The sequence below is a fragment of the Streptomyces hundungensis genome, assembly GCF_003627815.1.
GTDB lineage: Bacteria > Actinomycetota > Actinomycetes > Streptomycetales > Streptomycetaceae > Streptomyces > Streptomyces hundungensis_A.
On sequence record NZ_CP032698.1, the window covers coordinates 5,467,743 to 5,488,390 of the forward strand.

Annotated in this window: 17 protein-coding genes; 4 read left to right on the forward strand and 13 right to left on the reverse strand. The window is 70.8% G+C overall.

Annotated elements, in window-relative coordinates:
• Positions 1–90: 90 nt before the first annotated feature.
• A complete protein-coding gene (locus DWB77_RS24285; protein ID WP_120723252.1) occupies positions 91–660 on the forward strand; it encodes a GPR1/FUN34/YaaH family transporter in 570 nt (189 codons plus the stop codon).
• A 104-nt stretch (positions 661–764) separates the two neighbouring features.
• Here the strand turns inward: DWB77_RS24285 and glmS are convergent, their stop codons facing one another.
• Complete coding sequence (glmS, locus tag DWB77_RS24290) at positions 765–2,582, reverse strand: glutamine--fructose-6-phosphate transaminase (isomerizing) (RefSeq protein ID WP_120723253.1); 1,818 nt, start codon at positions 2,580–2,582, stop codon at positions 765–767.
• Positions 2,583–2,640: 58 nt separating this feature from the next.
• Positions 2,641–2,922, reverse strand: coding sequence for a hypothetical protein (locus DWB77_RS24295; protein ID WP_100578421.1), 282 nt, complete (start codon positions 2,920–2,922; stop codon positions 2,641–2,643).
• Between the two features lie 358 nt (positions 2,923–3,280).
• On the opposite strand from DWB77_RS24295, the gene DWB77_RS24300 reads away from it, so the two are divergent.
• Positions 3,281–4,870, forward strand: coding sequence for a beta-N-acetylhexosaminidase (locus DWB77_RS24300; protein ID WP_120723254.1), 1,590 nt, complete (start codon positions 3,281–3,283; stop codon positions 4,868–4,870).
• A gap of 69 nt (positions 4,871–4,939) precedes the next feature.
• Here the strand turns inward: DWB77_RS24300 and DWB77_RS24305 are convergent, their stop codons facing one another.
• The 11 genes from DWB77_RS24305 to DWB77_RS24355 form a co-directional block, all read right to left on the reverse strand.
• Positions 4,940–6,745, reverse strand: a complete 1,806-nt coding sequence (locus tag DWB77_RS24305; protein ID WP_120723255.1) for an IucA/IucC family protein — start codon at positions 6,743–6,745, stop codon at positions 4,940–4,942.
• Positions 6,742–7,302, reverse strand: coding sequence for a GNAT family N-acetyltransferase (locus tag DWB77_RS24310; RefSeq protein WP_120723256.1), 561 nt, complete (start codon positions 7,300–7,302; stop codon positions 6,742–6,744). Before DWB77_RS24310 ends, DWB77_RS24305 begins: the two co-directional genes overlap by 4 nt.
• A complete protein-coding gene (locus tag DWB77_RS24315) occupies positions 7,299–8,594 on the reverse strand; it encodes a lysine N(6)-hydroxylase/L-ornithine N(5)-oxygenase family protein (protein WP_120723257.1) in 1,296 nt (431 codons plus the stop codon). Before DWB77_RS24315 ends, DWB77_RS24310 begins: the two co-directional genes overlap by 4 nt.
• Positions 8,578–10,026, reverse strand: a complete 1,449-nt coding sequence (locus DWB77_RS24320) for a pyridoxal phosphate-dependent decarboxylase family protein (RefSeq protein WP_120723258.1) — start codon at positions 10,024–10,026, stop codon at positions 8,578–8,580. The genes DWB77_RS24315 and DWB77_RS24320 overlap by 17 nt, the downstream gene beginning before the upstream one ends.
• Before the next feature lie 873 nt (positions 10,027–10,899).
• Positions 10,900–11,736, reverse strand: a complete 837-nt coding sequence (locus DWB77_RS24325; protein WP_120723259.1) for a siderophore-interacting protein — start codon at positions 11,734–11,736, stop codon at positions 10,900–10,902.
• A 2-nt stretch (positions 11,737–11,738) separates the two neighbouring features.
• Entirely contained in the window at positions 11,739–12,773 is a 1,035-nt protein-coding gene (locus DWB77_RS24330) for an ABC transporter substrate-binding protein (RefSeq protein ID WP_120723260.1), read from the reverse strand.
• 136 nt (positions 12,774–12,909) lie between these two features.
• Entirely contained in the window at positions 12,910–13,107 is a 198-nt protein-coding gene (locus DWB77_RS24335; RefSeq protein WP_120723261.1) for a hypothetical protein, read from the reverse strand.
• Positions 13,108–13,199: 92 nt separating this feature from the next.
• Positions 13,200–14,360, reverse strand: a complete 1,161-nt coding sequence (locus DWB77_RS24340; protein WP_120723262.1) for an acyl-CoA dehydrogenase family protein — start codon at positions 14,358–14,360, stop codon at positions 13,200–13,202.
• Positions 14,361–14,362: 2 nt separating this feature from the next.
• Entirely contained in the window at positions 14,363–15,301 is a 939-nt protein-coding gene (locus DWB77_RS24345) for a hydroxymethylglutaryl-CoA lyase (protein ID WP_120723263.1), read from the reverse strand.
• Positions 15,298–17,286 (reverse strand): acetyl-CoA carboxylase biotin carboxylase subunit, encoded by a 1,989-nt coding sequence (locus tag DWB77_RS24350; RefSeq protein ID WP_120723264.1) that lies wholly within the window; start codon positions 17,284–17,286, stop codon positions 15,298–15,300. The genes DWB77_RS24345 and DWB77_RS24350 overlap by 4 nt, the downstream gene beginning before the upstream one ends.
• Before the next feature lie 86 nt (positions 17,287–17,372).
• On the reverse strand, positions 17,373–18,980 hold the full coding sequence (locus tag DWB77_RS24355) for a carboxyl transferase domain-containing protein (protein ID WP_120723265.1): 1,608 nt from the start codon (positions 18,978–18,980) through the stop codon (positions 17,373–17,375).
• Positions 18,981–19,090: 110 nt separating this feature from the next.
• Here DWB77_RS24355 and DWB77_RS24360 point away from each other — a divergent pair, with 110 nt between their 5' ends.
• Together DWB77_RS24360 and DWB77_RS24365 are read left to right on the forward strand one after the other, a co-directional pair.
• Positions 19,091–19,696 carry an SACE_7040 family transcriptional regulator gene (locus DWB77_RS24360; RefSeq protein WP_120723266.1) on the forward strand — a complete coding sequence of 202 codons (606 nt, stop codon included), beginning with the start codon at positions 19,091–19,093 and terminating at the stop codon, positions 19,694–19,696.
• A 127-nt stretch (positions 19,697–19,823) separates the two neighbouring features.
• Positions 19,824–20,591, forward strand: coding sequence for a phosphatase (locus tag DWB77_RS24365; protein ID WP_120728180.1), 768 nt, complete (start codon positions 19,824–19,826; stop codon positions 20,589–20,591).
• The last annotated feature ends 57 nt before the right edge of the window (positions 20,592–20,648 follow it).

Below are 20,648 nucleotides of genomic sequence, written 5' to 3' on the forward strand. Positions count from 1 at the left end.
CTACCCTCGCGTAGGGGTGGAATGTGCCCTTGTGAAGGGTAGATAAGTGTCGCTGGGAAGCAGCACAACGGCACATGAAGGGAGCCCGCCGTGGACAACGAAGTTCCCGCGGGAAGCACCACCTCCACGCTCGGCCATCTCGCACTCGGACTCACTCTGCTGGCCTTCGGCCTCGGCACCACCCGCGTGATCGACGGCGTGACGGTGGCCGACTCGGTCTCGATCGCCACCTACATCGGCGGCATCGGCCTGTTCGTCCTCGGCGTCCTCGCCTTCCGCGACCAGGACGCGTTCACCGGCACCGCCTTCGCCGGTCTCGGCGCCTTCTGGTTCACCTGGGCCGCGGGCGCGGACACCAAGTTCTCGTCCAACGCCGCCGGCCTCTTCCTGGTCCTGTTCGCGCTCCTCGCGCTCAGCCTGGCCGCCGGCGCGGCGGGTACCGGGCTCCTGCGGCAGGGCACCTACGGACTGCTCTTCCTCGCCCTGGTGCTGCTGGCCATCGGCCAGTTCGCCGGTAGTTCCTCGCTCGCCAAGGTGGCCGGCTGGGTCGCCGTGGTCGCGGGCGCCGTGGCCTGGTACGGGGCGACGGCCGCGCTCGCCAAGTGGCCGACCGCCCTGCCCCGACGCGCCGCCGGCCGGGGGGTGACGGCCACCGGCTGACCGGCCGCGCGTGCCAGTGCGTGGGCAGCGCGGGCACGCACGAGGGCGACCCCCGCCGTGTGGCAGGGGCCGCCCTTTCTGCTGCGTGACGCGGTCCGTACGGACTACTCGACCGTGACCGACTTGGCCAGGTTGCGCGGCTTGTCGATGTCGCGGCCCATCGCCAACGCCGTGTGGTACGCGAAGAGTTGGAGCGGGATGCCCATGAGGATTGGGTCCAGCTCGTCCTCGTTCTTCGGCACGACGATGGTGTGGTCGGCCTTCTCCTGGTGCTGGTGCGCGACGGCGAGGATGCGGCCGCTGCGGGCCTTGATCTCCTCCAGGGCGGCGCGGTTCTTCTCCAGGAGGTCGTCGTTGGGGACGATGGCGACCGTCGGCAGCGCCGGCTCGATCAGCGCGAGCGGGCCGTGCTTCAGCTCGGAGGCGGGGTAGGCCTCGGCGTGGATGTAGGAGATCTCCTTGAGCTTCAGGGAGGCCTCCAGGGCGACCGGGTAGCCGCGCACGCGCCCGATGAACATCATCGACTGGGCGCCCGCGTACTCCTGGGCCAGCTTCTCGATCTCCGGCTCCATGGCCAGGATCTCCTCGATCTGGCCGGGCAGCTTGCGCAGACCCTCGATGATCCGCTTGCCGTCGGCCACCGACAGGTCGCGGATGCGGCCGAGGTGCAGGGCGAGCAGCGCGAAGGCGACGACCGTGTTGGTGAAGCACTTGGTGGAGACGACGCAGACCTCGGGCCCGGCGTGCACATAGGTGCCGCCGTCCGCCTCGCGGGCGATCGCGGAGCCGACGACGTTGACGACGCCGAGCACCCGGGCGCCCTTGCGCTTGAGCTCCTGCACGGCCGCAAGCACGTCGTAGGTCTCACCCGACTGGGAGACCGCGATGTAGAGGGTGTCGGGGTCCACGACCGGGTTGCGGTAGCGGAACTCGGAGGCCGGCTCGGCGTCCGCGGGGATGCGGGCCAGCTCCTCGATGAGACCGGCGCCGATCATGCCGGCGTGGTACGAGGTGCCGCAGCCGAGGATCTTGATGCGGCGCACACCGCGGGCCTCGCGGGCGTCCAGGTTCAGGCCACCGAGGTGAACGGTGGAGAACCGGTCGTCGATGCGGCCGCGCAGGACGCGGTCGACGGCCTCGGCCTGCTCGCTCATCTCCTTGTGCATGTACGTGTCGTGGCCGCCCATGTCGAAGGAGGCGGCCTCCCACTCGACGGTCTCGGGGGTGGTGTTGGTGAGCGTGCCCGAGGTCGTGTACGTCCGGAAGTCGTCGGCCTTCAGGGTCGCCATCTCACCGTCGTTGAGGGTGACGACCTGGCGGGTGTGGGCGATCAGCGCGGCGACGTCGGAGGCGACCAGCATCTCCTTCTCGCCGATGCCGAGGATCACCGGGGAGCCGTTGCGGGCCACCACGATGCGGTCGGCGAAGTCGGCGTGCATCACGGCGATGCCGTAGGTTCCCTCGATCACCTTGAGCGCCTCGCGGACCTTCTCCTCCAGGGAGTCGGCGGCGGAGCGGGCGATGAGGTGGGTGATGACCTCGGTGTCGGTGTCGGAGGCGAAGACGACGCCCTCGGCCTCCAGCTTGACGCGCAGTTCGGCCGCGTTGTCGACGATGCCGTTGTGGACGACGGCGACCTTGTTCTCGGGGTCGAGGTGCGGGTGCGAGTTCACGTCGGACGGGGCGCCGTGCGTGGCCCAGCGGGTGTGCGCGATGCCCGTGGTGCCGGCGAAGCGCTTGGGGACACGGGCCTCCAGGTCACGGACGCGACCCTTGGCCTTGACCATCTTCAGGGCCCCGGACTTGGGGGTGTTGACGACCATGCCCGCGGAGTCGTAACCCCGGTACTCCAGCCGCGCCAGGCCTTCCAGCAGCAGCGGCGCGACATCACGCTTACCGATATAACCGACGATTCCGCACATAGAGTCTCTGCCCCTCCATCGACGTACAAGTTCAAGCCCAGATGTGCCCGGCCGCGCCTCAGCCGTAGACGATGCGGCGCAGCTGCCGGAGCGAGAGCTCCGGTGGCGCCACGGCGCGGTGCGGCAGTTCGGCCGCGATCCGCTCGAAGATCTCCGCGTTGACGGCCCCACCGGACTGCAATTCACGGTGGCGCCGACGGACGAATTCCTCGTACGTCTCGTCGAAGTACGCCAGCACCTCAAGCACCACCCGGGCCGCCTCACCGCGCTGGAGCGCGGTGCTGCGCACCAGATGATCTACGAGGTCGTCGTGGGACGACGGGTTGCGGCGTTCGAGCACCCGTCGATATTGCGGGCTATCGGGACCGTACGCAAGAATCCTGCCCGATTCCGGGCAGGATTCGCATGATCACGCATCTGGTCTGGACCAGGAAGGGACCGGAAACGGCCAGGAAAGGACCCCGAAGGGCCGGGCGGGGTCGAACGCGGTTCTCGGTCGCGCGCCTGCCGGTGCCGTCCTTCCGGATGATTTTCGGCCCGGCGCGGTTGGCCCCCCACATCCCCGGGCCATGATCGAGCTACCGAAGTCCCTGCCGCACCGGTCGCCGTCTTGACCCCGGCCGGGTCCGCGGGTCCCATGGAAAGTGTTCGGTTGCTCAGCCCCCACAGTTGCGCGACCCCTTGGAAGGGAACCGCTTGTGAGACAGAGACAGCGCAGGACATTCGCCCGGCTCCTCGGCTCCCTGGTTCTGGTGGCGGGCGCCGGGCTCACCAGTGTCGGAGCCTCCGCGGCCCCCGCCGCGGGTGCACCCCGCCCGCTGGGCCAGATCGTGCCGGCCCCCGCCTCCGTCTCGGCCGGCGGCACCGCGTACACCATCGCCGCGGCCACCCCGATCAGGGTCAGCGGCGGCTCCCCCGAGGCGCAGCGGATCGGCGACTACCTGGCGGGCGTGCTGCGCCCCTCCACGGGGTACGCCCTGCCGGTCACCGCCGCCGCGGGCGACGACGGCATCAGACTGCTGCTGGGCGCCGACGACGACGCCCTCGGCGACGAGGGATACCGGCTCACCTCGCGCGGCGGCTCGCTCACCATCGCCGCCAACGAGCCGGCCGGCCTCTTCCACGGCGTCCAGACCCTGCGCCAGCTGCTGCCGGCGAACGTGGAGAAGAGGACGAAGCAGAGCGGACCGTGGAAGGTCGCGGGCGGCACCGTCACCGACTTCCCGCGCTACGCCTACCGCGGCGCGATGATCGACGTCTCCCGGCACTTCTTCACCGTCGACCAGGTCGAGCGCTACATCGACCAGCTCGCCCTCTACAAGATCAACGAGCTGCATCTGCACCTCAGCGACGACCAGGGCTGGCGGATCGCCGTCGACTCCTGGCCCCGGCTCGCCCCCTACGGCGGCCAGACCCAGGTCGGCGGCGCCAAGGGCGGCTTCTACACCAAGGACGACTACAAGGCGATCCTCGCCCACGCCTCCTCCCGCTATATGGAGGTCGTGCCCGAGATCGACACCCCCGGACACATCAACGCGGCCCTCGCCTCCTACGCCGAGCTCAACTGCAACGGCGTCGCACCCCCGCTGTACACCGGCACCAAGGTCGGCTTCAGCTCGCTGTGCGTCCCCAAGGACGTGACGTACAGGTTCTTCGACGACGTGGTGCGCGAGATCGCCGCCCTCACCCCCGGGCGCTATGTCCACATCGGCGGGGACGAGGCGCAGTCCACCTCGAAGGAGGACTACGAGACCTTCATGGACCGGGCCCAGCCGGTCGTCGGCAAGTACGGCAAGACCGTGATGGCCTGGCACCAGATCGTCGAGGCGGACCCGGTGGAGGGGGCCGTCGCCCAGTACTGGGGCACGCTCGGCAACGAGGCGGAGGTGGCGGCCGCGGCGCGGGCCGGCACCCGTCTGGTGATGTCGCCCGCGAACCGCGCCTACCTCGACATGAAGTACGACGCGAAGTCCCCGCTCGGCACCAACTGGGCCGGGTACGTCGAGGTCGACAAGTCCTACCAGTGGGACCCGGACACCTTCGTCGAGGGCGTGCCCGCCGAAGCCGTGCTCGGCGTGGAGGCGCCGATCTGGTCGGAGACGCTCTCCACCAGCGCGCAGATCGAGTACATGGCGTTCCCGCGGCTCCAGGGGATCGCCGAGATCGGCTGGTCACCGGCGTCCACGCACGACTGGGCGTCCTACAAGGTGCGCCTGGCCCAGCAGGGGCCGCGGATGGCGGCGCTCGGCATCGCCTACTACCGCTCGCCGCTGGTGCCCTGGGTCTGATTCCCAGCGTTCACCCAAGGACGCGGGGCCCGGTTGTGACGGAACCGGGCCCCGCGTCCGTCCCATCGCTCAGGCGATGGGGTTGGCCAGCGTGCCCACCAGCTGGAGGGCGCCCGCCGGGTCGGCCAGGTCCACCATCTGGGCGTTGTCGCGCAGTTGCAGACGGTTCAGACAGGAGAGCGCGAAGTCGGGCGCGAACAGGTCGTCCTGCTTGAACCGGTCGGCCAGTTCGGGGTGGGAGTCCTGGTAGGCGGTGACGCATTCGGCCACCGTCCGCCAGAACACCGACTCCTCCAGGATCCCCTCGGTCGCCAGGGCCGCGTTCAGGAAGCGGAAGAAGCAGTCGAAGACGTCGGTGAACACCGACAGGAGCCGCAGCTCCTCGGGGACGTCCGCACGGATCCGCTCCACGGCCGGCGGCAGGACCGCGTCCGGGTCCATCACCGCGATCTCCTCGGCGATGTCCTTGAAGATCGCACGCGAGACCGTGCCGTCCTCGCCGAGCACCAGGATCACGTTCTCGCCGTGCGGCATGAACACCAGGTCGTACGCGTAGAACGAGTGCAGCACCGGCACCAGATAGGCGTCCAGATAGCCGCGCAGCCACTCGGCGGGGGCGCGGCCCGACTCGGCGATCAGCGCGCCCGCGAACGAGGCGCCGTCGCGGTCGACGTGCAGCAGGGAGGCCATCGTGGCGAGCCGCTCGCCCGGCTCCAGGGACGGCACCGGGCTCTCGCGCCACAGCGCGGCCAGCATCTTGCGGTAGGCGGAGTAGCGGTCGGTGGCCCGCTCGTACTGCTCGTGGCGGTAGCCGATCGCCGCCCGCTCGCGGATGATCGAGAACCGGGCCGCGCGGAAGGTGTCGTCGGCGGCGATCAGGCCCGCGAGCCAGTCGTTGATGGCGGGCGTCGCCTCCATGTACGCGGCCGAAAGCCCCCGCATGAAGCCCATGTTGAGGACCGAAAGCGCCGTTTTGACGTAGTGCTTGGCCGGGTCGCTGGTGTTGAAGAAGGTACGGATCGACTGCTGGGCCAGATAGTCGTCGTCGCCCTCGCCGAGCAGCACCAGACGCTCCTGGGCGATCTCGGCCGCGAAGGTGACCGACAGCTTGTTCCACCACTGCCAGGGGTGCACCGGGAGCAGCAGATAGTCAGCCGAGTCCAGGCCGCGATCGGCCAGTTGGGCGGCGAACCGGTCCAGGGCCGGGCCGCCGAGCTCGTCCCGCATCAGCGTCTCGTGGTCGAGCCCCGCGCCCGCCGTGAAGGTGGCGCGGTCGCGGCGGGCCGCCAGCCACAGCAACCGCACCGGACTCGCGGTCTCGGGGGCGTACGCGAGGTACTCGTGGATGCCGAAGCCGAGCCGGCCGTTGTTGGCGACGAAGCAGGGGTGGCCCTCCGTCATGCCCGTCTCGATGGCCTGGAAGCCGGAGCGCGCCAGCTCGGCGGAGGTGATCTGAGGCTTCGTCAGTTTGTAGGCGGTGCCGGAGAGCGTGGAGGAGATCTCCTCCAGATAGACCGGCAGGATGGCGTCGCTCAGACCGAGCGAGGAGCGCAGGTCGAGGAAGAAGTCCAGCGCGTCCAGTGGCAGTTCGCGCTCCCCGTCGTGGCGGGAGATCGACTCGGGGAAGACCTGCCAGTGGTCGAGGGCGAGCCGGGAGGCGGTGAAGCGGTACTCGACCGGGCCCTCGTCGGCGCGGACCCGGAAGGGGGCCTCCCCCGGCCGGGTGGTGGTGCTGGAAGCGTGGGGGTCGCCGAGCGGCTCGGGGGTGATCAGGCGCTCGTGGGCGAACTCGGCGAGCGCCTTGCGGATCAGGAGCCGGTTGGCCTCGGCCCACAGCTCGGGGGTGAGGTGGGTGACCGCGGTGTCGATGGTCATCGTGCTGCCGCCTTACGGGCCAGGGCCGTACGGAACTGTTCACGGGTGCAGAAGGACAGATAGGCGTCCTTCTCGGGCTTGGCGATGCGCCCGGCGATCTCGAAACCGACGGCCTCGTTCAGGGCGTGCACCGCCGTGTTGGCGACGTCCGGCTCGACGACGACGCGCTCGGTCGCCGGGTCGGCGAACAGCTCCTCCATCACGGCGGTGATGACGGCTCGGGTGAAGCCGTGCAGCGGTGCCTCGGTGGGCGCGACCAGGAAGTGCATGCCGACGTCGCCCGGCAACGGCTCGTACAGGCCGACCAGTTCGACGTGGCGCGGGTCGTAGTGCTCCATCAGGAAGGCGGGCTCGCCCTCGTGCAGGCCGATGAGCGCGTGATGGTGCGGATGGGCGGTGATCGCCATGTACTCGCGCTCGACGTCCTGGAGTTTGGCGTCCCCCATCAGCCAGAACGCGGCCTTGGGGTGCGTCACCCAGGAGTGCACGAGCTCGGCGTCGCTGAGCGGGTCGAGCGGGCGGAAGGTGAGGGACCCGAGGGAGGTCTGGGGGCTCATATGGCGAACTCCTGGAAGGCGATGGACTTCTCGACCCGGTAGTACTCACGGCCGAGCAGCTCGCCGATGATGTACGCGTTGCGGTAGGCGCCCATGCCGAGGTCGGGCGAGGTGATCGAGTGGGTGTGCACCCCGGCGTTCTGGAGGAAGACGCCGTGGCCGGTGGTGTCGATGGAGTAGTTGCGGGCCACGTCGAAACGCCCCCGGCCGTCGCGCCGCAGCCGGTCCGAGACGGGCGCGAGGAACTCCGGCTCGGCGTACCGGTAGCCGGTGGCGAGCACCAGGCCCTGGGTGCTGAGCGTGTAGTCCTTCTCCTGCTCCTCCTGGCGCAGACCCAGCGTGTACGTACCGCTGGTGGTGTCGTAACCGGCCGCCGTGAGCGCCGAGTTGGACAGAAGTCTGGTGGGGACGGGACCCTTGAGGCTCTTCTGGTACAGCAGGTCGAAGATGGCGTTGATCAGCTCCGAGTCGATGCCCTTGAACAGGCCCTTCTGCGTCGATTCGAGCCGGTAGCGGGTCGCCTCGGGCAGCGCGTGGAAGTAGTCGATGTACTCCGGGGACGTCATCTCCAGGGTGAGCTTGGTGTACTCCAGCGGGAAGAAGCGGGGCGAGCGCGTCACCCAGTTCAGCCGGTAGCCGTGGACGTCGATCTCGGAGAGCAGGTCGTAGTAGATCTCCGCGGCCGACTGGCCCGAGCCCACGACCGTGATCGACTGCTTCTTCTGGAGCGCTTCCCTGTGCTCCAGGTAGCGGGAGTTGTGCAGCAGGTCCCCGCCCAGGCCGCGGCAGGGCTCGGGCAGATGCGGGGGAGTGCCGGTGCCCAGCACGAGCCGCCGGGCGCGGTAGGCCTCGCCGGTGGTGGTGGCGACGAGGTAGGTCTGGTCGCTCTCGTCGTACGTCACCTCGCGGACGGTCCGGTTGAAGCGGACCGAGCTCAGCTTCGCGGCGGCCCAGCGGCAGTAGTCGTTGTACTCGGTGCGCAGCGGATAGAAGTTCTCCCGGATGTAGAACGAGTACAACCGGCCCGATTCCTTCAGGTAGTTGAGGAAGGAGTACGGCGAGGTCGGGTCGGCGAGGGTGACCAGGTCGGAGAGGAACGGGGTCTGGAGGTGCGCGCCCTCCAAGAACATCCCCGAGTGCCACTCGAAGTCCGGCTTGGTCTCCAGGAAGAGGCCGTTCAGTTCCTCGATGGGCTCGGCGAGGCAGGCGAGGCCGAGGTTGAAGGGGCCGAGCCCGATCCCGATGAAGTCGTACGCCTCACCGGTGCCGGGGGTTTCAGGACGCGTGGACAAGGTTCTCTCCCAGGTACTGCTCGGCGTGGCCGGCGATCAGATCGAGCACGGCGGCGATGTCGTCGACGCCCGTCTCGGGGTTGAGCAGAGTGAATTTCAGGTACTGGCGGCCACCGGACTTGGTCCCGGCGACGACGGCCTCACCGGACGCGAACAGCGCCTTGCGGGCGTAGAGGTTGGCCCGGTCGATCTCGGCGGGCGAGGTGATGGTGGCGGGGATGTAGCGGAAGACCAGGGTGGACAGGGTGGGCTGAACGACGACGTCGTAGCGCGGGTCGGCAGCCAGCAACTGCCAGCCCTGCTCCGCCAGTTCACACACCTCGTCGAAGAGCGAGCCGAGGCCGTCGGCGCCCATGGTGCGCAGGGTCATCCACAGTTTCAGGGCGTCGAAACGGCGGGTGGTCTGGAGCGACTTGTCCACCTGGTTGGGGATGCGCTCCTCGGCCGCGCGGCGCGGGTTGAGGTAGTCGGCGTGGTACGTGGCGTGGCGCAGGGTGCTCGCGTCACGGACCAGAACGGCGCTCGAACTCACCGGCTGGAAGAAGGACTTGTGGTAGTCGACGGTGACGGAGTCGGCCCGCTCGATGCCGTCGAGCAGCGCGCGGCGGGCCGGGGTCGGCGAGGCGAGCAGACCGCAGCCGTAGGCCGCGTCCACATGCATCCACGCCCCGTACTGGGCGCACAGCTCGGCGATCCCGGGCAGCGGGTCGATGGAGCCGAAGTCGGTGGTGCCGGCGGTCGCGACGACCGCCATGGGCACATTGCCCTCGCTCACACAGCGCTCCAGGGCGCGGGCCAGGGCCAGGGTCTGCATCCGCTTGTCGTGGTCGGTGGGGATTGACACCACCGAGTCCCGCCCCATGCCCAGGAGTTGGGCGGACTTCTGCACGCTGAAGTGGCTGCACTCGGAGGCGAACACGCGCAGCCGCGCCAGGTCGGTGGTCTTGGCCTCCTCGCGGGCGAGCAGCAGCGACTGGAGGTTGGACTGGGTGCCGCCACTGGTGAACACGCCGTCGGCGGCGGGCCCCAGGCCTATCCGCCCCGCGGTCCAGTCGATGAGGCGCCGCTCGATGAGGGTGCCGCCGGCGCTCTGGTCCCAGGTGTCGAGGGAGGAGTTGACGGCGGACAGCACCGCCTCGCCGAGGACGGCCGGGATGACGACCGGGCAGTTGAGGTGGGCGAGGTAGCGGGGGTGGTGGAAGTAGACGGCGTCGCGGAGGTAGACGTCCTCCAGCTCGTCGAGCACGGCGGAGGTGTCGCCGAGCGGGGCGTCGAGGTCGATGCGGTCGATGACGGGCGCGAGGTCGTCCACGCCGACGCCGCTGAACGGCCGCCGCGTCGTGGCGAGTTTGCGCGCCACCCGCTCGACTCCTTCGGTCACGGAGCGGCGGTAGTGCTCCGCGGTCGTGTCGTTGAGCAGGTGCGCACGCATGGGTCCTCCGGGGTCGGGGTCTGGAAGTGAGGTTAGCCTAACCTAAGTTTGCCCTCAAGGCGGGGGGTTCGCCCACCCGCCCACCCGTTCGGCGGGGTTGGTCGGTTCGGGGAGGGTCACGTTGGGGTGCGGCCGGGGTTGGGTGGTGCGGCTGAACTCGCGTCACGGGCAGGGATGTTGCCCTGCCCCGGGGAGCACGGGCCCACCTATTGCACAGTTCCCCGCGCCCCCAAAACCCCGGTCGTGTGCGGACCGTGGGTGGCTGGTGGTCGCGCAGTTCCCCGCGCCCCTGAACCCCGCTTTCGTCTGCGGGCCGTGCGTGGCTGGTCGCGCAGTTCCCCGCGCCCCTAAACCCGCTCTCGACCTGTGGGTCGTGGTCGCGTCTCGCGCAGTTCCTCGCGCCCCTAAACCCCCTGTCGTCTGCGGGCCGTGCGTGGCTGGTCGCGCAGTTCCCCGCGCCCCTAAACCCCCGGTCATGTGCGGACCGTGCTCGCGTCTCGCGCAGTTCCCCGCGCCCCTAACTACTCGGCGCTGACCAGCACCTCAGCCTGTCATGGGGGTCCCCCTGGCCCTTAAGGCCTTGGGGGAGATTGAGGACGAGCGCCCTTAAGGCGCGATACGGGGTCTGGGGCGGAGCCCCAGGAGGCCCGGGCCATCGAACCCTGCGCTTACGGGCGGGTGGGTGGGGAAAGGGCCTCGGGGTCTGGGGCGGAGCCCCAGGGGGCGGAACCAACCAACCCCCGTCACGGGCGGGTGGGTGGGCAAAGGGGCTCGGGGTCTGGGGCGGAGCCCCAGGGGGCCGAACCGGCCGACCCGCCGCACGGGCGGGTGGGTGGGGGAACGGGCCCGGGGCGGAGCCCCGGAGGGGGCTGGTTAGGCTGCGCGGAGGTCGTCTTCCGTGCGGCCCCGCCGCCAGTACCCCACAAACGTCACCCGCCCCCGCTCCAAACCCCGCTCCCCCACGAAGTGCCTCCGCAACGACCGTACATGGGACGCCTCCCCGGCGATCCAGACGTAGGGGGAGGCCCCGGGCAGGGGGGCCGAGCGGATCGCGTCCAGGGGGGAGACGGAGGGCAGCCACGTCACCCGCGCGTCCGCCGCCGTCACCCGCGGCAGCGCCTCCGGCGTCGCGGGCGCGGTGATCCAGACCTGGGCGGGCAGCCCGGAGGGCAGCCATTCGAGGATGCCGGCCGCGGCGGGCAGCGCCGTCTCGTCGGCCCAGATGACGACGGAGTCGGTCCCGGCCGGCGGTCGGAAACGTACCGCCGTGTTGTCCGCGACGGCAGGACCGAGCACCGTGACCCGGCCACCGGCCCGCACCGAACGCGCCCAGCGGGAGGCCGGCCCGCCGTCCCCATGCAGCGCGAAGTCGATGTCGATCTCGCCGGGCCCGCCCAGGGGAGCGCGGCGCTGCGCCCGGACCGTGTACGAACGCATGACGGCCCGTATGCCGTCGGGGAGCGCGCGGTAGGCGGCCCACCAGCCGTCCGCGTCGTCGACGGGCGGAAGGACGGGTGCTTCCTGGCCTGGGTGCGGCAGGAAGAGGGAGAGGCTCTGGTCGCGGCCCCCGGCGGCGAACGACGAGAGGTCCTCGTCGCCGAAGCCGCCGAAGGTGACCCGCATCAGCGAACGGCCGAGCCGCCGGGCCCGTACCACGCGCAGATCGAAGAGGCGGAAGGGGGCGATGGCGGTCTCGGCCGGTGCGGGCATCGTCAGGCGACCTTCTTCGCGTTCTCGATGGCCTGGGCGAGCGCGTCGACGATGGGGGCGACGCGCGCGTAGGAGTAGATCGGCTCGGTCAGGCGCGGCACGACCTGGTGCGCCTTGACGGCGGGCAGTTGGGCCCAGGTCGGCTTGGAGCCGAGGTCGGCGGGCTGGAGCGTGCCGGTGCGGTTGTCCATGAGGATCAGGTCGGCGGGGTACTTGCCGACGTTCTCCCAGCTGAGCGACTCGAAGAAGCCCTGCGAGTCGACCTTCGGGGTGACGAACCGGACGCCCAGCTCCTGGAAGTACCGGGTGTCGCAGCTGCGCTTGGCCTCGGAGACGTAGAACAGGTCGGGGCTGGCGGAGCCGAGCAGGACCTTGATGCCGGGGTTCGCCTTGGCCGCGGCGCGCAGCCGTGCGGAGGCCTTCTCGAAGGCGGCCTTGGCGTCGGTGACGTTCTTCGCGTTCAGGTCCGCGCCGAGGGACTTGGCGAGGTCCGCGCGGCGCTGGAGGGCGGCGGGCATGCTCTGGTCGGCCGCCCACAGCGCGACGCTCGGCGCCAGCTTGAGGATCTTGTCCTTGCTGTTGTCGGGCACGTACCAGAGGACGTCCTTCTGCCACATGTCCGTGATCAGCACATCGGGCTGGAGCGCCGCGTACTTCTCCACGCTGAACTCGCCATAGGTGTTGCCGATGACCTCGACCTTGCTGATGTCGAGGGAGCCGGCCTGCACATCGGCATTGCCGTCCTTGGTCTTCGTCGGCCCGAACACGCCCTTGACCGTGATCCCGTAGTCGAAGAGGGCGGCGGCGGTGCCGGTGAAGGCGACGATGTTCTTGGGGGCGGCCTTGGTCTGGGCCGTCTGACCGCGGTCGTCCTTGAACGACCAGGGCCCGGACTTCGCGGCCCCCGTGGCGCCGTCCGCCGATCCGCTCTTCTTGTCGCCGCCGCCACAGGCGGCCAGCGCGGCACCGATGCCGATCGCGCCGCCCATGGCCAACAGGCCGCGACGGGTGGGAAGGGACGCTCGGGCGTGGGGCATGACGGTGTCCGCTCTCATACGTACGTGCCGGTGACCGGCCACTGACGGGGTGCGAAGATAGGTTAGCCTAACCTGATCTCTTGTCCAGTGGTCGGGCCCGGCACCCCGCTTCGGCGCGGACGGCCGTCGCGGCCTGCTACCTCCCCAGCAGGGACGCCTGTCGACGCAGCGGCGCGTAGGTGAACCGCACCTTGTGCGAGGGGCTCGGCTCATAGCTGCGCCGGCAGCTCCCGCAGTGCCAGTGCCAGCGGTCGGCGGCGCCCGGCGCGGTGGCCGAGGTGTCCTTCCACAGCGGTGTACGGCTCGCGCAGGTGGGGCAGTTCGGGGGAGTCACCCTGACAGGGTGCGGCCCCGGGTCCCCGCGGCGGTGGCGACGCGGGCGCCACCACTCCATCGGGGGACCCGGGGCCCAGGAGGTGCGAAGGGTCAGGCGGGCAGCCCCAGTTCACGGGCGATCAGCATGCGCTGCACCTCGCTCGTGCCCTCGCCGATCTCCAGGATCTTGGAGTCCCGCCACATGCGGGCCACCGGGTACTCGTTCATGAAGCCGTAGCCGCCGAAGATCTGCGTGCCCTCGCGGGCGTTGTCCACCGCCACCGTCGAGGAGTACAGCTTCGCCAGCGCCGCCTCCTTCTTGAACGGCTCGCCGTGCACCAGCCGGGACGCGGCGTCACGCCAGCCCACCCGCGCCATGTGCGCCCGCAGCTCCATGTCGGCGATCTTGAACTGGATCGCCTGGTTGTCGCCGATCGGCCGCCCGAACGCGTGCCGCTCCTTGGCGTACTTCACCGACTCGTCCACACAGCCCTGCGCGAGTCCGGTGGCGAGCGCCGAGATCGCGATGCGGCCCTCGTCCAGGATGCGCAGGAACTGGGCGTACCCGCGGCCCTCCTCGCCCAGCAGGTTCGCCACCGGGACGCGGACGTCCGAGAACGACAACTCGCGGGTGTCCGAGGCGTTCCAGCCGACCTTCGAGTACGGGGCCGCGACCGTGAAGCCCGGCGTGCCGGACGGCACGATGATCGAGGAGATCAGCGGGCGGCCGTCGTCCTTGCGGCCGGTGACCGCGGTGACGGTGACCAGACCGGTGATGTCCGTACCGGAGTTGGTGATGAAGCACTTCGAGCCGTTGATGACCCACTCGTCGCCGTCGCGCACCGCGGTGGTGCGGGTGCCGCCCGCGTCCGAGCCGCAGTCCGGCTCGGTCAGGCCGAACGCGCCCAGCGCCTCGCCCGAGCACAGCCTCGGCAGCCACTGGCGCTTCTGCTCCTCCGTGCCGAACCGGAAGATGGGCATCGCGCCCAGCGAGACGCCCGCCTCCAGGGTGATGGCCACCGAGGAGTCGACCCGGGCCAGCTCTTCGAGGGCGATGCCGAGCGCCAGGTAGTCGCCGCCCATGCCGCCGTACTCCTCGGGGAAGGGCAGCCCGAACAGGCCCATGCGGCCCATCTCGCGGACGATCTCGTACGGGAACTCGTGGCGCTCGTAGAAGTCGCCGATCTTCGGGGCGATGACGTCGTGCGCGAACTCCTCGACGGTACGGCGGAGTTCCTCGTGCTCGGGGGTGAGACGGTGGTCGAGGGGCATGGCTACGACTCCTGGTGGGAGAGGGCACGTACGGTGCGGGACGGGCTGGGGCGGCCCAGCTGTTCGGCCATCCACACGCTGGTGGCGGTGAGTTGGCCGAGATCGACCCCGGTGTCGACACCGAGGCCCTGGAGCATCCACACGAGGTCTTCGGTGGCGAGGTTTCCGGTCGCGGACTTGGCGTAGGGGCAGCCGCCGAGGCCGCCCGCCGAGGCGTCCACGGTGCTCACTCCGTGCTGGAGCGCGGCGAAGGTGTTGGCCAGCGCCTGGCCGTAGGTGTCGTGGAAGTGCACCCCGATGGCGTCGGTCGCGATCGACCGGTCGTTGAGGCCGGTGAGCAGCGCCCCGACATGGGCGGGGGTGGCGACGCCGATGGTGTCACCGAGGCTCAGCTCGTCGCAGCCCAGCTCCATGAGGGCCTTGGCGACCCGCACCACCTGCGCCACCGGCACCGCGCCTTCCCAGGGGTCGCCGAAACACATCGACAGATAGCCCCGCACATGCGCCCCGTCCGCCTTGGCGCGGGCGACGACCGGCTCGAACATCGCGAGCGACTCGTCGACGGTGCGGTTCAGATTGGCCTTGGCGAAGGACTCCGTCGCGCTGGCGAACACCGCGATGCGGGTGGCGCCGAGCGCGAGCGCCCGGTCCAGGCCCCGCTCGTTCGGCACCAGGACCGGCAGCGCCACGCCGTCGAGATCGCCCAGCATCGGGAACAGGGCTTCCGCGTCGGCGAGTTGGGGCACCCACTTGGGGTGCACGAAGCTCGTCGCCTCGACGGTGGTGAGACCCGCCGCGGCCAAGCGGTGCACGAACTCGGCCTTGACCTCGGTCGGCACGACCGTCTTCTCGTTCTGCAATCCGTCGCGCGCCCCCACCTCGTGGATGCGCACCCGGGCGGGGAGGCCCTCGGCCGGTACGACCATGGGGAGGTCGGTCATGAGGACTCCTCAAGGCTCTTCTGGGAGCTGTCCTGGGAACTGTCCTGGGGGCTCTCCTGGACGGCGGGGGTGACCACGGCCAGGACCTGGTCCATGGCCACGGTCGAGCCGGGGGTGACGTCGAGTTCGGTGACGGTGCCCGCGTGCGGCGCGGAGATGACGTGCTCCATCTTCATCGCCTCGACCACCAACAGGCTCTGCCCGGCGTCCACTTGGTCGCCGACCGCCACCTTGACGACGGTGACCGTGCCCGGCATGGGCGCGGCAAGGGTGTCCGCGCCGCCGTGCGTCCGGCCGCTCAGGGCGGCCTCGACGGCGTCGTGGTCGGTGACGTGCCAGCTGTCGCCGTCCCGGCCGAGCCAGGCGCCGGCCCGGTGGAAGGTGTGGGTGAGGCCGTCGAGTTCGACGGTGACCCGGTCGGCGGTGACTCGCGCCGTGGTGGGCGCCGGGTGAGTGACGGGTTCGAGCCCCGATACGCGCAAGGGGAAGGCCAGGGCCTTGGGCTCGCCGCCCATGCGCCAGCCGCTCGGCACCGCGAACGGGTCCGTCCAGCCGTCGGTGGGCGCCGGCCGCAGCGCGTCGAGCCGCACCGCCGCCGCTGCCGCGTACACCTCCTCGGGGACGCCGTCGGGGACGAGGGAATCCGCCTCGCGCTCGACCAGGCCGGTGTCCAACTCGCCCGCCACCACAGCCGGATGGGCCAGCAGGCGGCGCAGGAACCCCGCGTTGGTGGGCACGCAGAGGGTCACCGTGTCGGCGAGCGCGGCACGCAGCTTGCGCAGCGCGGTCGCCCGGTCCGGGCCGTACGCGATGACCTTGGACAGCATCGGGTCGTACAGGCTGCCGACCTCGGTGCCCTCGCTCAGGCCCGAGTCCGTCCGCACTCCGTCACCCTGCGGCTCGCGCAGCGCCAGGACCGTACCGCCCGACGGCAGGAAGCCGCGCGAGGGGTCTTCGGCGCAGAGGCGGGCCTCGATGGCGTGGCCGGTGAGGGTGATGTCCTTCTGCTCGTACGGGAGTTGCTCGCCTGCGGCGACCCGCAGCTGCCACTCCACCAGGTCGACACCGGTGATCAGCTCGGTCACCGGGTGCTCGACCTGGAGGCGGGTGTTCATCTCCATGAAGTAGTACGAGGACGGGTCGCTGCCCGGCACGATGAACTCGACCGTGCCCGCGCCCGAGTAGCCGCAGGAGCGGGCCGCCTGGACGGCCGCCTCGCCCATCGCCGCGCGGGTCGCCTCGTCGAGCAGCACGCTGGGCGCCTCCTCGATGATCTTCTGGTGGCGGCGCTGGAGGGAGCACTCGCGCTCGCCGAGATGGATCACATGGCCGTGGTTGTCGGCGAGGACCTGGATCTCGATGTGCCGGGGACGGTCGATCCAGCGCTCCACGAGCAGCGTGTCGTCGCCGAACGAAGCGCGCGCCTCGCGGCGGGCGGCCGCGATCTCGTCGCCGAGCAGCGCCTCCTCGCGCACCAGACGCATGCCCTTGCCGCCGCCGCCCGCACTCGGCTTGAGGAGCACGGGCATGCCGATCTCCCGTGCCGCGTCGGCCAGTTGGGCATCGCTCAGGCCGCTGCCCGAGGAGCCCGGCACGACCGGGACGCCCGCCTTCTGCACGGTCTCCTTGGCGCGGATCTTGTCGCCCATGAGGGAGATCGCCTCGGCCGGCGGCCCGATGAAGACCAGTCCTGCCTCGGCGCAGGCCTGGGCGAAGCCCGCGTTCTCGGCGAGGAAGCCATAGCCCGGGTGGACGGCCTGGGCGCCGGTGCGCCGCGCCGCCTCGATGAGCAGCTCCGGGCGCAGATAGCTCTCGGAGGCCGCCGCGGGGCCGATGCGTACCGCCGTGTCCGCCTCCCGGACGTGGCGCGCCTCGGCGTCCGCGTCGCTGAAGACGGCGACGGAGCGGATGCCGAGCTGCCGCAGGGTGCGGATGACGCGGACCGCGATCTCGCCCCGGTTGGCGACGAGCACTGTCGTGAACATGGAAGCCCTCACCAGGGAAGTCGAGGTGGAAGTCGACGCGGGTGCCGTCGCGGGTGCCGTCGTGGATGTCTCAGCCATCACGACCGTCACATCCGGAAGACGCCGAAGGCGGGGTCGGTCAGCGGGGCGTTGGCGCAGGCGGTCAGGGCGAGGCCGAGCACCTGGCGGGTGTCGACCGGGTCGATCACCCCGTCGTCCCAGAGCCGGGCCGTCGCGTAGTAGGCGTTGCCCTGCGTCTCGTACTGCTCGCGGATGGGAGCCTTGAAGGCCTCCTCGTCCTCGGCGCTCCAGTCGTCGCCCAACTGGTCGCGCTTGACGGTGGCGAGGACGGACGCGGCCTGCTCGCCGCCCATGACCGAGATCTTGGCGTTGGGCCACATCCACAGGAAGCGGGGGCTGTAGGCCCGGCCGCACATCGAGTAGTTGCCCGCGCCGTACGAGCCGCCGACGACGACGGTCAGCTTCGGCACCCGCGTGCAGGCGACCGCCGTCACCATCTTCGCGCCGTGCTTGGCGATGCCACCCGCCTCGTAGTCCCGGCCCACCATGAAGCCCGAGATGTTCTGGAGGAACACCAGCGGGAGGCCGCGCTGGTCGCACAGCTCGATGAAGTGGGCGCCCTTCTGGGCGGATTCGGAGAACAGGATGCCGTTGTTGGCGACGATCCCCACCGGGTGCCCGTGGATCCGCGCGAACCCGGTGACCAGCGTCTGACCGAACTCCGACTTGAACTCCTGGAAGCGCGAGCCGTCGACGACCCGGGCGATCACTTCCCGTACGTCATAGGGGGTGCGCGAGTCGACGGGCACCGCGCCGTACAGCCCGAACGGGTCGGCCTTGGGCTCCTCGGCCGGCTCCACCGACCACGGCAGCGGGCCACGCTCGGGGAGGGTGGCCACGATGTTGCGGACGATCCTCAGCGCGTGCGCGTCGTCCTCGGCCAGGTGGTCGGTGACGCCGGAGACCTTCGCGTGCACCTCGCCGCCGCCGAGCTCCTCGGCCGTGACGACCTCGCCGGTCGCCGCCTTCACCAGCGGGGGGCCGCCCAGGAAGATGGTGCCCTGGTTGCGGACGATCACGGCCTCGTCGCTCATCGCGGGCACATAGGCGCCGCCTGCCGTGCAGGAGCCGAGGACTGCCGCGATCTGCGGGATGCCCGCGCCGGACATCCGGGCCTGGTTGTAGAAGATCCGCCCGAAGTGGTCGCGGTCGGGGAAGACCTCGTCCTGCATGGGCAGGAACGCACCGCCCGAGTCGACGAGGTAGAGACAGGGGAGGCGGTTCTCGAGCGCCACCTCCTGGGCCCGCAGGTGCTTCTTCACCGTCATCGGGTAGTACGTGCCGCCCTTGACGGTGGCGTCATTGGCGACGATCACGCACTCGCGGCCGCTCACCCGCCCGATCCCGGCGATCACTCCGGCGGCCGGCGCCTGCCCGCCGTACATCCCCTCGGCGGCCAGCGGGGCCAGTTCGAGGAAGGGCGAGCCGGGGTCGAGCAGCGTGTCCACCCGGTCCCTCGGCAGCAGTTTGCCGCGCGCGACGTGCCGTTGCCGGGACCGCTCGCCGCCGCCGAGCCGGGCCGCGGCGAGCCTCGCCCGCAGCTCCTCGCCCAGCGTGCGGTGCGCCGCCTCATTGGCCCGCCAGGCCGCGGAGGCGGGATCCGCCGCACTCCCCAGGACCGGTGCCTGCTGCATCGTGTCGAGCCCCCTTGCCCGTACGCGCGAAGTCAACGGAAGGTTAATGACCGTTAACTCATTTCCTTCAGGTTAACGAGCGCTAACCGCGTTGTCTAGAATGAATTCCCATGAGCACCCGTACCGACGCACCGACCCGCCGCGAGCAGATCCTGCGCGAGGCCGCCCGGCTCTTCGCCGAGCGCGGCTTCCACGGCGTCGGCGTCGATGAGATAGGGGCCGCCGTCGGCATCAGCGGCCCCGGCCTGTACCGGCACTTCGCGGGCAAGGACGCGATGCTGGCCGAGCTGCTCGTCGGCATCAGCGGGCGCCTCTACGACGGCGGGCGCAAGCGGGTCGCCGAGGCGGCGGGCGACCCCGAGCGGCTGCTCGGCGCGCTTATCGACGGACACATCGACTTCGCCCTCGACGACCGGGCGCTGATCACCCTGCACGACCGCGAGCTCGACCGGCTCCGCGACAGCGACCGCAAGCTGGTGCGCCAGCTCCAGCGCCAGTACGTCGAGCTGTGGGTCGGCGTCGTGCGCGAGCTGTACCCGGCGGTGGCGGAGGCGGAGGTGCGCGGCGCGGTGCACGCCGTGTTCGGCCTGCTCAACTCCACCCCGCACCTCGGTTCGTACGGCAGCGGACTGCCCGGCCGCGCCGCCACCGAGACGCTGCTGCGCCGCTTGGCGCACGGGGCGTTCGCCTCGCTCGCCCCGCTCGCGGGACGCTGAACGGGTTCCGGTACGCGGGGTCGCTCCCGCTGGCAGGGCGCCGAGCGGGTTCCGCGCGCGGGGTGGACGCGTCCGGGGCTCGGGACGCGACGGCCGCAACCGGCCCCGGCGGGGCAGAATGGGCAACATGCCGATACCCAGCCGTGCCGCCCTTGTCGACCACCTCGTCCGCACCCGTATCGCCGGTGACGTCGCCACGCCCCGCGACAACAACCTCTCCCACTACCGCAGGCTCGCCAACGGCGACCGCCACTACTGGCTGGGCCTGGAGCTGGGGGACCGCTGGACCGACGAGCAGGACGTGCTCGCCGTGATGGCCGAGCGCTGCGGCGTCGTCGACGACCCCGGGCACCGCACCGGCCAGGACACCATCGACCCCGAGCTCACCGTGGACGGCCTGGAGCGGATGGCGGCGCGGCTGCGCAAGGCGGCGGCCGGGCGGGAGCGGGTGCTGTTCGCGACCGGGCACCCGGGCGCGCTCATCGACGTCCACAGCCGTACGGCGGCCGCGCTGCGCTCCGCGGGCTGCGACATCGTACGGATTCCGGGTGGGCTCACCGCGGACGAGGGGTACGTCGTCCAGTTCGCCGACGTCGCCGTCTTCGAGCGGGGTGCGTCGCTGTGGCACACCCATTCGCCGGAGCCCATGCGGGCGATCCTGGACGCGCTGGAGACCCCGCCGGACCTCGTCGTGGCCGACCACGGGTGGGCGGGGTGTGCGGGGCAGCGGGGGGTTGATGCGGTGGGGTACGCGGACAGTAATGACCCCGCGTTGTTCCTTGCGGAGGCGGAGGGGACGCTCCAGGTGACGGTTCCCCTGGACGACCATGTGGTGGATCCGCGGTTCTACGAGCCGATGACGGCGTACCTCCTGGACGCGGCGGGCCTGTCGTAACCCCCCCGGTCGGTCGGTTCCGGCCCCTGGGGCTCCGCCCCAGACCCCGGGCACCTC

Bases quoted from the DNA above. Each gene is read 5' to 3' on its own strand.
- DWB77_RS24310 (WP_120723256.1), bottom strand. From the start codon at position 7,302: ATGAGCCCCCAGACCTCCCTCGGGTCCCTCACCTTCCGCCCGCTCGAC.
- DWB77_RS24340 (WP_120723262.1), bottom strand. From the start codon at position 14,360: ATGCCCCTCGACCACCGTCTCACCCCCGAGCACGAGGAACTCCGCCGT.
- glmS (WP_120723253.1), bottom strand. From the start codon at position 2,582: ATGTGCGGAATCGTCGGTTATATCGGTAAGCGTGATGTCGCGCCGCTG.
- DWB77_RS24350 (WP_120723264.1), bottom strand. From the start codon at position 17,286: ATGTTCACGACAGTGCTCGTCGCCAACCGGGGCGAGATCGCGGTCCGC.
- DWB77_RS24365 (WP_120728180.1), top strand. From the start codon at position 19,824: ATGCCGATACCCAGCCGTGCCGCCCTTGTCGACCACCTCGTCCGCACC.
- DWB77_RS24345 (WP_120723263.1), bottom strand. From the start codon at position 15,301: ATGACCGACCTCCCCATGGTCGTACCGGCCGAGGGCCTCCCCGCCCGG.
- DWB77_RS24325 (WP_120723259.1), bottom strand. From the start codon at position 11,736: ATGCCCGCACCGGCCGAGACCGCCATCGCCCCCTTCCGCCTCTTCGAT.
- DWB77_RS24360 (WP_120723266.1), top strand. From the start codon at position 19,091: ATGAGCACCCGTACCGACGCACCGACCCGCCGCGAGCAGATCCTGCGC.
- DWB77_RS24355 (WP_120723265.1), bottom strand. From the start codon at position 18,980: ATGCAGCAGGCACCGGTCCTGGGGAGTGCGGCGGATCCCGCCTCCGCG.
- DWB77_RS24330 (WP_120723260.1), bottom strand. From the start codon at position 12,773: ATGCCCCACGCCCGAGCGTCCCTTCCCACCCGTCGCGGCCTGTTGGCC.
- DWB77_RS24320 (WP_120723258.1), bottom strand. From the start codon at position 10,026: ATGCGTGCGCACCTGCTCAACGACACGACCGCGGAGCACTACCGCCGC.
- DWB77_RS24305 (WP_120723255.1), bottom strand. From the start codon at position 6,745: ATGACCATCGACACCGCGGTCACCCACCTCACCCCCGAGCTGTGGGCC.